The organism is Bacillus sp. FSL R5-0603 (genome assembly GCF_038050295.1).
GTDB classification, from domain to species: Bacteria; Bacillota; Bacilli; order Bacillales; family Bacillaceae; genus Bacillus; species Bacillus subtilis.
Map to the genome: position 1 here is coordinate 303,341 of NZ_JBBOYP010000001.1, position 14,617 is coordinate 317,957.

At 50.0% G+C, this 14,617-nt stretch carries 2 protein-coding genes; both read left to right on the forward strand.

Going from position 1 to position 14,617, the window contains the following annotated elements; genetic code table 11:
• A complete protein-coding gene (srfAB, locus tag NYE56_RS01490; protein WP_445684720.1) occupies nt 1-10,749 on the forward strand; it encodes a surfactin non-ribosomal peptide synthetase SrfAB in 10,749 nt (3,582 codons plus the stop codon).
• Between the two features lie 36 nt (nt 10,750-10,785).
• Nucleotides 10,786-14,613 carry a surfactin non-ribosomal peptide synthetase SrfAC gene (srfAC, locus tag NYE56_RS01495; RefSeq protein WP_341283360.1) on the forward strand — a complete coding sequence of 1,276 codons (3,828 nt, stop codon included), beginning with the start codon at nt 10,786-10,788 and terminating at the stop codon, nt 14,611-14,613.
• Nucleotides 14,614-14,617 lie beyond the last annotated feature (4 nt).

A 14,617-nucleotide genomic window follows, 5' to 3' on the forward strand; every position in this document is an offset into this window, starting at 1 on the left:
ATGAGCAAAAAATCGATTCAAAAGGTGTACGCACTGACACCAATGCAGGAGGGAATGCTGTATCATGCGATGCTTGATCCGCATTCTTCCTCGTACTTCACACAATTAGAGCTTGGGATTCACGGCGCTTTTGATCTTGAAATCTTTGAGAAAAGCGTCAATGAACTGATTCGGTCATACGATATTCTCCGTACGGTATTTGTGCATCAGCAGCTGCAAAAACCGCGTCAGGTCGTGTTAGCGGAACGCAAAACAAAGGTGCATTATGAGGATATCAGTCATGCAGATGAGAACCGCCAGAAGGAGCACATTGAGCGTTACAAACAAGACGTTCAGCGCCAAGGCTTTAACCTGGCAAAAGACATATTGTTCAAGGTGGCGGTTTTCCGCCTTGCTGCAGATCAGCTGTATCTTGTCTGGAGCAATCATCATATTATGATGGACGGCTGGAGCATGGGCGTCCTCATGAAAAGCCTGTTCCAAAACTATGAAGCGCTCAGAGCAGGAAGGACACCTGCAAACGGTCAAGGCAAGCCTTACTCCGACTACATCAAATGGCTTGGAAAACAGGACAATGAAGAAGCGGAGAGCTACTGGAGCGAGCGCTTGGCGGGTTTTGAACAGCCAAGCGTGCTCCCGGGCCGCCTGCCTGTAAAAAAAGACGAATACGTCAATAAAGAATATTCCTTTACATGGGACGAAACACTGGTTGCCCGCATTCAGAAAACCGCAAACCTTCATCAAGTGACAGGGCCTAACCTATTTCAGGCTGTTTGGGGCATTGTTCTCAGCAAATACAACTTTACGGATGATGTTGTCTTCGGAACGGTCGTCTCGGGACGACCGTCTGAAATCAACGGAATTGAAACGATGGCGGGGCTGTTTATCAACACCATTCCGGTGCGGGTGAAAGTTGAACGAGATGCTGCATTCGCTGATATTTTCACAGCTGTTCAGCAGCATGCAGTAGAGGCAGAGTGTTACGATTACGTGCCGCTCTATGAGATTCAAAAACGCTCAGCCCTTGATGGCAATCTCTTAAACCATCTGGTCGCGTTTGAAAATTATCCGCTTGATCAAGAGCTTGAAAACGGCAGCATGGAAGACCGCCTCGGGTTTTCGATTAAGGTAGAAAGCGCATTTGAACAAACGAGCTTCGATTTCAACCTGATTGTGTATCCGGGCAAAACGTGGACCGTCAAAATTAAATATAACGGAGCCGCCTTTGATTCCGCTTTTATCGAACGGACAGCGGAGCACCTTACCCGCATGATGGAAGCAGCTGTCGATCAGCCGGCCGCTTTTGTGCGTGAGTACGGGCTTGTGGGAGACGAAGAGCAGCGGCAAATTGTCGAGGTGTTTAACAGCACGAAAGCCGAACTCCCTGAAGGAATGGCTGTTCAACAAGTGTTTGAAGAGCAAGCGAAACGGACGCCGGCGAGCACTGCCGTCGTATATGAAGGAACCGTGCTGACGTACCGCGAGCTGAATGCAGCGGCTAACCGTCTGGCGAGAAAGCTTGTCGAACAAGGCCTTCAAAAAGGGGAAACAGCAGCGATTATGAACGATCGCTCAGTAGAAACCGTTGTCGGCATGCTGGCTGTGTTAAAAGCAGGCGCCGCATATGTGCCGCTTGATCCAGCGCTTCCGGGGGATCGTCTTCGTTTCATGGCAGAGGACAGCTCCGTTCGAATGGTTTTGACCGGAAATTCTTATACAGGGCAGGCACATCAGCTGCAAGTGCCGGTTCTTACACTGGACATAGGCATTGAAGATGGCGAAGCTGACAATCTCAACCTGCCATCCGCCCCGTCTGATTTGGCGTACATCATGTACACATCCGGTTCAACGGGCAAACCGAAAGGCGTCATGATCGAACATAAAAGCATTCTGCGCCTCGTCAAAAATGCCGGGTACGTTCCTGTTACTGAAGAGGACCGCATGGCGCAAACGGGAGCTGTCAGCTTTGATGCCGGAACGTTTGAGGTATTCGGCGCACTGCTGAATGGCGCAGCGCTTTATCCGGTCAAAAAAGAAACACTGCTTGATGCGAAACAATTTGCTGCATTCCTGCGTGAGCAAAGCATCACAACCATGTGGCTGACATCACCTTTATTCAACCAGCTTGCTGCAAAGGATGCGGGTATGTTCGGCACACTGCGCCATTTAATCATCGGCGGTGACGCCCTTGTCCCGCATATTGTCAGCAAAGTAAAACAGGCATCGCCGTCGCTTTCATTGTGGAACGGGTACGGCCCGACAGAAAACACGACGTTTTCAACCAGTTTTCTGATCGACCGCGAGTATGGCGGCTCTATCCCAATCGGGAAGCCGATCGGAAATTCCACTGCCTACATCCTGGATGAGCAGCAATGCCTGCAGCCAATCGGCGCGCCTGGTGAGCTTTGCGTAGGCGGAATCGGTGTAGCGCGTGGGTATGTCAATCTCCCTGAGCTGACGGAGAAGCAATTTCTCGAAGACCCGTTCAGACCGGGTGAGAGAATTTATCGCACTGGTGACTTAGCAAGATGGCTGCCGGACGGCAATATCGAATTTTTAGGCAGAATCGACAACCAAGTGAAGGTGCGCGGCTTCCGAATTGAGCTTGGCGAAATTGAAACAAAACTGAACATGGCTGAGCATGTGACAGAAGCTGCGGTGATCATCCGCAAGAACAAAGCAGACGAAAATGAAATTTGCGCGTACTTCACGGCGGATCGTGAAGTGGCTGTGAGCGAGCTGAGAAAAACACTGTCTCAGTCTTTGCCTGACTATATGGTCCCTGCCCACCTGATTCAAATGGACAGTCTGCCGCTCACGCCAAACGGGAAAATCAACAAAAAGGAACTGCCTGCACCGCAATCAGAAGCCGTGCAGCAGGAATACGCAGCACCAGAAACAGAGAGTGAAAAGAAATTAGCGGAGATCTGGGAAGGAATACTCGGCGTCAGAGCAGGCGTTACCGATAACTTCTTTATGATCGGCGGCCATTCTTTGAAAGCGATGATGATGACGGCGAAAATTCAAGAGCATTTTCATAAGGAAGTTCCGATAAAAGTGCTTTTTGAAAAGCCGACTATTCAAGAACTAGCACTGTATTTGGAAGAGAACGAGAGCAAGGAGGAGCAGACGTTTGAACCGATCAGGCAAGCATCTTATCAGCAGCATTATCCTGTATCCCCGGCCCAGCGGAGAATGTATATCCTCAATCAGCTTGGACAAGCAAACACAAGCTACAACGTCCCCGCTGTACTTCTGCTGGAGGGAGAAGTAGATAAAGACCGGCTTGAAAACGCGATTCAGCAATTGATCAACCGGCACGAAATCCTCCGTACATCGTTTGACATGATCGACGGAGAGGTTGTACAAACCGTTCATAAAAACATATCGTTCCAGCTGGAGGCTGCCAAGGGACGGGAAGAAGACGCGGAAGAGATCATCAAAGCATTCGTTCAGCCGTTTGAATTAAACCGCGCGCCGCTCGTCCGTTCGAAGCTTGTCCAGTTGGAAGAAAAACGCCACCTGCTGCTCATTGATATGCATCATATTATTACTGACGGAAGTTCAACAGGCATTCTAATCGGTGATCTTGCCAAAATATATCAAGGCGCAGATCTGGAACTGCCACAAATTCACTATAAAGATTACGCAGTTTGGCACAAAGAACAAACTAATTATCAAAAAGATGAGGAATACTGGCTCGATGTCTTTAAAGGCGAACTGCCAATACTGGATCTTCCCGCGGATTTCGAGCGGCCTGCTGAACGGAGCTTTGCGGGAGAGCGCGTGATGTTTGGGCTTGATAAGCAAATCACGGCTCAAATCAAATCACTCATGGCAGAAACAGATACGACAGTGTACATGTTTTTGCTGGCGGCGTTCAATGTACTCCTTTCCAAGTACGCGTCACAGGATGATATCATTGTTGGCTCGCCGACAGCTGGCAGAACACATCCTGATCTGCAAGGTGTGCCGGGTATGTTTGTCAACACGGTGGCACTCAGAACGGCACCAGCGGGAGATAAAACCTTCGCGCAATTTCTTGAAGAGGTCAAAACAGCCAGCCTTCAAGCATTCGAGCACCAGAGCTATCCGCTTGAGGAGTTGATTGAAAAGCTTCCGCTTACAAGGGATACAAGCAGAAGTCCGCTGTTCAGCGTGATGTTCAACATGCAGAATATGGAGATTCCTTCATTAAGATTAGGAGATTTGAAGATTTCCTCGTATTCCATGCTTCATCATGTTGCGAAATTTGATCTTTCCTTGGAAGCGGTCGAGCGTGAAGAGGATATCGGCCTAAGCTTTGACTATGCGACTGCCTTGTTTAAGGACGAGACGATCCGCCGCTGGAGCCGCCACTTTGTCAATATCATCAAAGCGGCCGCGGCTAATCCGAACGTTCGGCTGTCTGATGTAGATCTGCTTTCATCTGCAGAAACGGCTGCTTTGCTAGAAGAAAGACATATGACTCAAATTACCGAAGCAACCTTTGCAGCTCTTTTTGAAAAACAGGCCCAGCAAACACCTGACCATCCTGCGGTGAAGGCTGGCGGAAATCTGCTGACCTATCGCGAGCTTGATGAACAGGCGAACCAGCTGGCGCATCATCTTCGTGCCCAAGGGGCCGGAAATGAAGACATCGTCGCGATTGTTATGGACCGGTCAGCTGAGGTTATGGTATCGATTCTCGGTGTCATGAAGGCGGGGGCAGCTTTCCTTCCGATTGATCCTGATACACCTGAAGAACGAATCCGTTATTCATTAGAGGACAGCGGAGCAAAATTTGCGGTCGTGAATGAAAGAAACATGACGGCTATTGGCCAATATGAAGGGACAATCGTCAGCCTTGATGACGGTAAATGGAGACATGAAAGCAAGGAGCGCCCATCATCCATTTCCGGGTCTCGCAATCTTGCATACGTCATTTATACGTCCGGTACGACCGGAAAACCGAAGGGCGTGCAGATTGAGCATCGCAATCTGACAAACTATGTCTCTTGGTTTAGTGAAGAGGCGGGCCTGACGGAAAATGATAAGACTGTATTGCTTTCATCTTACGCATTTGACCTTGGCTATACGAGCATGTTCCCTGTACTTCTGGGCGGGGGCGAGCTCCATATCGTCCAGAAGGAAACCTATACGGCGCCGGATGAAATAGCGCACTATATCAAGGAGCATGGGATCACTTATATCAAACTGACACCGTCTCTGTTCCATACAATAGTGAACACCGCCAGTTTTGCAAAAGATGCGAACTTTGAATCCTTGCGCTTGATCGTCTTGGGAGGAGAAAAAATCATCCCGACTGATGTTCTCGCCTTCCGTAAGATGTATGGACATACCGAATTTATCAATCACTACGGCCCGACAGAAGTAACGATCGGCGCCATCGCCGGGCGGGTTGATCTGTCTGAGCCGGATGCATTTGCGAAACGCCCGACAATCGGACGGCCGATTGCGAATGCCGGCGCGCTTGTCTTAAATGAAGCATTGAAGCTTGTGCCGCCGGGAGCGAGCGGACAGCTCTATATCACGGGACAGGGGCTTGCGAGAGGGTATCTCAACAGGCCTCAGCTGACAGCCGAGAGATTTGTAGAAAATCCATATTCGCCGGGAAGCCTCATGTACAAAACCGGAGATGTCGTACGGAGACTTTCTGACGGTACGCTTGCATTTATCGGCCGGGCTGATGATCAGGTGAAAATCCGCGGCTACCGCATTGAGCCGAAAGAAATTGAAACGGTCATGCTCAGCCTCAGCGGAATTCAAGAAGCGGTTGTACTAGCGGTTTCCGAGGGCGGTCTTCAAGAGCTTTGCGCGTATTATACGTCGGAACAAGCTATTGAAAAAGCAGAACTCCGGAAGCAGCTTTCCCTAACACTGCCGTCTCATATGATTCCTGCTTTCTTTGTGCAGGTTGACGCGATTCCGCTGACGGCAAACGGAAAAACCGACAGAAACGCTTTGCCGAAGCCGAACGCGGCACAATCCGGAGGAAAGGCCTTGGCTGCACCGGAGACAGCGCTTGAAGAAAGCTTATGCCGCATTTGGCAGAAAACGCTTGGCATAGAAGCTATCGGCATTGACGACAATTTTTTCGATTTAGGCGGCCATTCATTAAAAGGGATGATGCTGATTGCCAACATTCAGGCGGAATTGGAGAAAAGCGTACCGCTTAAAGCACTGTTCGAGCAGCCGACTGTTCGCCAGCTGGCGGCTTATATGGAGGCGTCTGCCGTTTCAGGCGGCCATCAAGTCCTCAAACCGGCTGACAAGCAGGCTATGTATCCATTGTCATCCGCACAGAAACGGATGTACGTGCTCAATCAGCTTGACCGCCAGACGATAAGCTACAACATGCCATCTGTTCTTCTAATGGAAGGAGAGCTTGATATTTCGCGCCTGCGCGGCTCACTCAATCAGCTTGTGAATCGTCACGAATCATTGCGGACGTCATTTATGGAAGCTAATGGTGAGCCTGTTCAGCGCATCATTGAGAAGGCGGAGGTTGATCTTCATGTGTTTGAAGCCAAAGAAGACGAAGCGGACCAAAAGATTAAGGAATTTATCCGGCCATTCGACTTAAACGACGCACCGCTCATTCGCGCAGCTTTGCTTCGAATAGAAGCGAAAAAACATTTGCTGCTTTTAGATATGCATCATATCATCGCAGACGGCGTCTCAAGAGGCATTTTTGTAAAAGAATTGGCGCTGCTTTACAAAGGAGAGCAGCTTCCGCAGCCGGCGCTTCATTATAAAGATTTCGCCGTTTGGCAAAATGAAGCTGAGCAAAAAGAACGGATGAAGGAGCATGAGGCGTACTGGCTGTCAGTTCTTTCAGGCGAGCTGCCAGAGCTTGATCTCCCGCTCGATTACGCCCGTCCGCCTGTGCAAAGCTTTAAAGGAGATACGATCCGTTTCCGTACGGGAAGTGAGACGGCAAAGGCGGTAGAAAAACTGCTTGCGGAAACCGGAACGACCTTGCACATGGTGCTTCATGCTGTTTTCCACGTCTTTTTAAGCAAAATTTCCGGACAGCGGGATATCGTCATCGGCTCCGTTACTGCCGGCCGGACGAATGCTGATGTTCAGGACATGCCGGGAATGTTCGTCAATACACTTGCCCTGAGAATGGAAGCGAAAGAACAGCAAACATTTGCGGAGCTTTTGGAGCAAGCAAAGCAGACGAATCTGTCAGCGCTTGAGCATCAGGAGTATCCGTTTGAAGATCTGGTTAATCAGCTTGATCTCCCTCGGGATATGAGCCGAAACCCATTGTTTAATGTGATGGTGACGACAGAAAACCCTGATAAAGAACAGCTTACATTGCAAAATCTGAGCATTTCACCTTATGAGGCTCATCAGGGAACTTCTAAGTTTGATCTGACACTGGGCGGATTTACTGATGAAAATGGCATTGGCTTGCAGCTCGAATATGCGACAGATCTGTTCGCAAAAGAAACAGCTGAAAAATGGAGCGAATACGTTCTGCGGCTACTAAAGGCTGTTGCGGATAACCCGAACCAGCCGCTTTCCAGCCTGTCACTGGTCACTGAAACAGAAAAACAAGCGCTTCTTGAGGCATGGAAGGGTAAAGCGCTGCCTGTGCCGACAGACAAAACAGTTCATCAGCTATTCGAAGAGACTGTCCAGCGCCACAAAGACCGCCCGGCTGTTACATACAACGGCCAGTCTTGGACGTACGGCGAGCTGAATGCGAAGGCAAACCGTCTCGCGCGGATTCTGATGGACTGCGGCATCAGCCCGGATGACCGCGTCGGCATTCTCACGAAGCCGTCGCTTGAAATGTCCGCCGCGGTGCTCGGCGTCTTGAAAGCCGGAGCGGCGTTTGTGCCGATTGATCCTGACTACCCGGATCAGCGGATTGAGTATATTTTACAGGACAGCGGCGCGAAGCTTCTCTTGAAGCAAGAGGGGATTTCAGTGCCGGACAGCTTTACGGGAGATGTCATTCTTCTCGACGGAAGCCGCACGATTCTAAGCCTGCCGCTTGATGAAAACGACGAGGAAAATCCAGAGACCGCTGTAACTGCTGAGAACTTGGCGTACATGATTTACACGTCAGGAACGACCGGACAGCCGAAGGGTGTCATGGTCGAGCACCATGCGCTTGTGAACCTGTGCTTCTGGCACCACGACGCATTCAGCATGACAGCGGAGGACCGCAGTGCGAAGTACGCAGGCTTTGGATTTGACGCTTCCATTTGGGAGATGTTCCCGACCTGGACGATTGGTGCTGAGATTCACGTCATTGATGAAGCGATCCGCCTCGATATCGTCCGCCTGAACGATTATTTTGAAACGAACGGCATAACGATCACGTTCCTGCCGACACAGCTTGCGGAACAGTTCATGGAGCTTGAGAACACATCACTTCGCGTATTGCTCACTGGAGGAGACAAGCTGAAGCGGGCAGTGAAAAAGCCGTACACACTCGTCAACAACTACGGGCCGACAGAAAACACGGTCGTTGCCACGAGCGCAGAAATCCATCCGGAGGAAGGCTCGCTTTCCATCGGAAGGGCCATCGCCAATACGAGAGTGTACATTCTCGGCGAGGGCAATCAGGTGCAGCCGGAAGGCGTAGCCGGAGAGCTTTGCGTGGCGGGGCGCGGACTGGCACGCGGCTATCTGAATCGAGAAGACGAAACCGCGAAGCGGTTTGTCGCTGATCCGTTTGTGCCGGGTGAGCGCATGTACCGTACCGGCGATTTGGTGAAATGGACGGGCGGCGGCATCGAATACATCGGCCGGATCGATCAGCAGGTCAAGGTCCGCGGCTACCGGATCGAGCTCTCAGAAATTGAAGTCCAGCTCGCCCAGCTTTCTGAGGTACAGGATGCGGCAGTGACAGCTGTCAAAGATAAAGGTGGCAATACAGCAATCGCGGCGTATGTCACACCGGAAACAGCTGACATAGAAGCACTGAAATCAGCACTAAAGGAAACCCTGCCGGATTACATGATCCCGGCGTTCTGGGTGACGCTGAACGAGCTTCCGGTTACGGCAAACGGCAAGGTGGACCGCAAAGCCTTGCCTGAGCCGGACATCGAGGCGGGAAGCGGAGAATACAAAGCGCCGACGACTGACATGGAAGAGCTGCTTGCCGGCATCTGGCAGGACGTGCTTGGAATGTCTGAAGTCGGTGTCACTGACAATTTCTTCTCGCTTGGCGGAGATTCCATCAAAGGAATTCAAATGGCCAGTCGCTTGAACCAGCACGGCTGGAAGCTGGAAATGAAAGATCTCTTCCAGCATCCGACGATCGAAGAGCTTACCCAATATGTAGAGCGTGCCGAAGGCAAACAGGCAGACCAAGGCCCGGTGGAGGGCGAAGTCATCCTGACGCCGATCCAGCGCTGGTTCTTTGAAAAGAACTTCACGAACAAGCACCACTGGAACCAATCGGTGATGCTTCACGCCGCGAAGGGCTTTGACCCTGAACGGGTGGAGAAAACATTGCAGGCGCTGATCGAGCATCATGACGCGCTCCGCATGGTCTATCGTGAGGAAAACGAGGACATCGTTCAGGCGTATCAACCGATCAGTGAGAGCAAGGTCAGCTTCGAAATCGTGGATCTGTACGGCTCCGATGAAGAGATGCTGAGAAGCCAGATTAAGATTCTCGCGAACAAGCTGCAAAGCAGTCTCGATCTGCAAAACGGGCCGCTTCTAAAGGCGGAGCAATATCGCACAGAAGCTGGAGATCACCTGCTCATTGCTGTACACCATCTGGTGGTCGACGGTGTGTCATGGCGGATTTTGCTTGAAGACTTTGCTTCAGGCTACATGCAGGCTGAGAAAGAAGAGAGCCTTGTCTTCCCGCAAAAAACAAACTCCTTCAAGGATTGGGCGGAAGAACTGGAGGCATTCAGCCAATCAGCGCATCTTTTACAGCAGGCTGAATACTGGTCGCAAATTGCCGCTGAACAGGTTTCTCCTTTACCAAAGGATTGTGAAACAGAGCAGCGGATCGTCAAGGATACATCATCTGTCCTATGTGAATTAACGGAAGAAGACACGAAACATCTTTTAACAGATGTTCATCAGCCATATGGAACTGAAATCAACGATATTCTTCTCAGCGCGCTCGGTTTGACAATGAAAGAATGGACAAAGGGTGCCAAAATTGGCATTAACCTTGAGGGACACGGCCGGGAGGATATTATCCCGAATGTGAATATCTCCAGAACGGTCGGCTGGTTTACGGCACAATACCCTGTTGTGCTCGACATATCTGACGCAGATGCCTCGGCTGTGATCAAAACAGTCAAAGAAAACCTGCGCCGCATTCCGGACAAAGGTGTTGGCTACGGCATTCTTCGTTATTTCACAGAAACAGCGGAAACAAAGGGCTTCACACCGGAGATCAGCTTCAACTATTTGGGCCAATTTGACAGCGAAGTCAAAACCGATTTCTTTGAACCGTCCGCTTTCGATATGGGGCGCCAAGTAAGCGGAGAATCAGAGGCGCTGTACGCTTTAAGCTTCAGCGGCATGATCAGAAACGGCCGGTTTGTGCTTTCCTGCTCCTACAATGAAAAGGAGTTTGAAAGAGCCACGATTGAAGAGCGAATGGAACGGTTTAAAGAAAACCTCCTGATGTTAATCCGCCATTGCACGGAAAAAGAAGACAAGGAATTCACACCAAGCGACTTTAGCGCCGAAGACCTTGAAATGGACGAGATGGGAGATATCTTTGACATGCTTGAGGAGAATTTAAAATAAAACGCAAGGGAATTACAGAAGGCGGGAGCGAAACATATGAGTCAATTTAGCAAGGATCAGGTTCAAGATATGTATTACCTATCGCCGATGCAGGAAGGGATGCTTTTTCATGCCATCCTGAATCCCGGCCAAAGCTTTTACCTTGAACAAATCACGATGAAAGTAAAAGGCAGCTTGAATATCAAATGTCTTGAAGAAAGCATGAATGTGATCATGGACCGGTACGATGTATTTCGTACCGTGTTCATTCACGAAAAAGTAAAAAGACCTGTCCAAGTCGTATTGAAAAAACGGCAGTTCCATATAGAAGAAATCGATCTGACACACTTAACGGGCAGCGAGCAAACAGCCAAAATCAATGAGTACAAAGAACAGGATAAGATCAGGGGTTTTGATTTGACGCGGGATATTCCGATGCGGGCAGCCATTTTCAAGAAAGCTGAAGAAAGCTTTGAATGGGTGTGGAGCTACCACCACATTATTTTGGACGGATGGTGCTTCGGCATCGTCGTACAGGATCTATTTAAGGTATACAATGCTCTGCGCGAACAAAAGCCGTACAGCCTGCCCCCCGTCAAACCGTATAAAGACTACATCAAGTGGCTTGAAAAGCAGGATAAACAAGCATCACTGCGTTACTGGCGCGAGTATTTAGAGGACTTTGAAGGACAAACGACGTTTGCGGAGCAAAGAAAGAAACAAAAGGACGGCTATGAGCCGAAAGAACTTCTCTTTTCACTGCCGGAGGCGGAAACAAAGGCCTTTACCGAGCTTGCAAAATCGCAGCATACCACTTTAAGTACGGCGCTGCAGGCAGTCTGGAGCGTATTGATCAGCCGCTATCAGCAGTCTGGCGATTTGGCCTTCGGTACAGTTGTTTCAGGGCGTCCCGCGGAAATCAAAGGCGTTGAACATATGGTCGGGCTGTTTATCAACGTTGTCCCGAGACGTGTGAAGCTGTCTGAGGGTATCACATTTAACGGCTTGCTCAAGCAGCTGCAGGAGCAATCGCTGCAGTCTGAGCCGCATCAATATGTGCCGCTTTATGACATCCAAAGCCAGGCCGATCAGCCGAAACTGATTGACCACATTATTGTTTTTGAGAACTATCCGCTTCAGGATGCGAAAAATGAAGAAAGCAGTGAAAACGGCTTTGATATGGTGGATGTTCATGTTTTTGAGAAGTCGAATTATGATCTCAACCTGATGGCTTCCCCGGGAGATGAGATGCTGATTAAGCTTGCTTATAACGAGAATGTGTTTGATGAGGCGTTTATCTTGCGCTTGAAATCTCAGCTTCTCACAGCAATTCAGCAGCTCATCCAGAATCCGGATCAGCCTGTCAGCACGATCAACCTCGTTGACGACAGGGAGAGAGAATTTTTGCTAACCGGCTTAAACCCGCCGGCTCAAGCTCATGAAACAAAGCCTCTGACGGATTGGTTCAAGGAAGCAGTGAACGTCAATCCGGATGCACCTGCGCTTACGTATTCCGGCCAGACCCTGTCTTATCGCGAATTAGATGAGGAAGCGAACCGCCTTGCACGCCGGCTGCAAAAACACGGTGCGGGCAAAGGCTCTGTTGTAGCGCTGTACACGAAGCGCTCACTTGAATTGGTGATCGGCATTCTCGGTGTATTAAAGGCGGGAGCAGCCTATCTGCCGGTTGATCCGAAGCTGCCAGAGGACCGAATCTCGTATATGCTGGCTGACAGTGCGGCAGCCTGTCTTCTGACGCATCAGGAGATGAAAGAACAAGCGGCTGAGCTGCCGTATACAGGCACAACGCTCTTCATTGATGATCAAACACGGTTTGAAGAACAGGCAAGCGATCCTGCAACCGCGATTGATCCTAATGATCCGGCATATATCATGTACACGTCCGGCACAACCGGAAAGCCAAAGGGCAATATCACCACTCATGCCAATATTCAAGGATTGGTCAAGCATGTAGACTACATGGCATTTTCTGATCAGGATACGTTCTTGTCTGTTTCGAATTACGCCTTTGACGCATTTACCTTTGATTTCTATGCTTCTATGCTGAATGCGGCACGGCTCATTATCGCAGATGAACATACGCTGCTTGATACAGAACGGCTCACAGATCTGATCCTGCAAGAGAATGTCAATGTCATGTTTGCGACAACCGCACTATTTAATCTTCTCACAGATGCGGGAGAGGATTGGATGAAGGGGCTTCGCTGTATATTATTCGGCGGAGAGCGCGCGTCAGTGCCTCATGTCAGAAAAGCGCTGCGGATCATGGGGCCGGGCAAGCTGATTAACTGCTACGGGCCGACTGAGGGAACAGTGTTTGCGACAGCTCACGTCGTGCATGATCTGCCGGATTCCATCTCCTCATTGCCGATTGGAAAGCCGATCAGCAATGCCAGTGTTTATATTCTGAACGAGCAAAGCCAGCTCCAGCCATTCGGGGCGATCGGTGAACTGTGCATCAGCGGAATGGGCGTGTCAAAAGGGTATGTAAATCGTGCTGACCTCACGAAGGAAAAGTTTATCAAGAACCCGTTCAAGCCGGGAGAAACGCTTTACCGCACAGGGGATTTAGCACGCTGGCTGCCGGATGGAACGATTGAATACGCCGGCCGTATTGACGACCAGGTCAAAATACGCGGACACCGGATTGAGCTTGAAGAAATCGAAAAGCAGCTGCAGGAATACCCAGGTGTGAAAGATGCGGTCGTTGTGGCGGACCGCCATGAGTCTGGCGATGCATCAATCAATGCCTACCTCGTGAACCGAACGCAGCTTTCAGCTGAGGACGTGAAGGCGCACCTGAAAAAACAGCTTCCTGCTTACATGGTGCCGCAAACCTTTACCTTCTTGGATGAGCTTCCTTTAACGACGAACGGGAAAGTCAATAAACGGCTGCTCCCAAAACCTGATCAGGATCAGCTGGCGGAAGAATGGATTGGACCGCGGAACGAGATGGAGGAAACAATCGCACAAATCTGGTCTGAGGTTCTCGGCAGAAAGCAAATTGGCATTCATGACGATTTCTTTGCGCTCGGAGGGCATTCCTTGAAGGCCATGACCGCCGCTTCCCGCATCAAGAAAGAGCTCGGGATTGATCTTCCAGTAAAGCTTTTGTTTGAAGCGCCGACGATCGCCGGCATTTCAGCGTATGTGAAGAACGGGGGCCCTGATGGCTTGCAGGATGTAACGATAATGAATCAGGATCAGGAGCAGATCATTTTCGCATTCCCGCCGGTCTTGGGCTATGGCCTTATGTACCAAAATCTGTCCAGCCGCTTGCCGTCATACAAGCTGTGCGCCTTTGATTTTATTGAGGAGGAAGACCGGCTTGACCGCTATGCGGATTTGATCCAGAAGCTGCAGCCGGAAGGGCCTTTAACATTGTTTGGATATTCAGCGGGATGCAGCCTGGCGTTTGAAGCTGCGAAAAAGCTTGAGGAACAAGGCCGTATTGTTCAGCGGATCATCATGGTCGATTCCTATAAAAAACAAGGTGTCAGTGATCTGGACGGACGCACGGTTGAAAGTGATGTCGAAGCGTTGATGAATGTCAATCGGGACAATGAAGCGCTCAACAGCGAAGCCGTCAAACAAGGCCTCAAGCAAAAAACACATGCCTTTTACTCATACTACGTCAATCTGATCAGCACAGGCCAGGTGAAAGCAGATATTGATCTGTTGACTTCCGGCGCTGATTTTGACATGCCGGAATGGCTTGCATCATGGGAAGAAGCTACAACAGGTGCTTACCGTATGAAAAGAGGCTTCGGAACACACGCAGAAATGCTGCAGGGCGAAACGCTAGATAGGAATGCGGAGATTTTGCTCGAATTTCTTAATACACAAACCGTAACGGTTTCATAAAAGA

Excerpts from the sequence above, each read along its gene's own strand:
- srfAC (WP_341283360.1), top strand. The coding sequence starts at position 10,786 with ATGAGTCAATTTAGCAAGGATCAGGTTCAAGATATGTATTACCTATCG.
- srfAB (WP_445684720.1), top strand. The coding sequence starts at position 1 with ATGAGCAAAAAATCGATTCAAAAGGTGTACGCACTGACACCAATGCAG.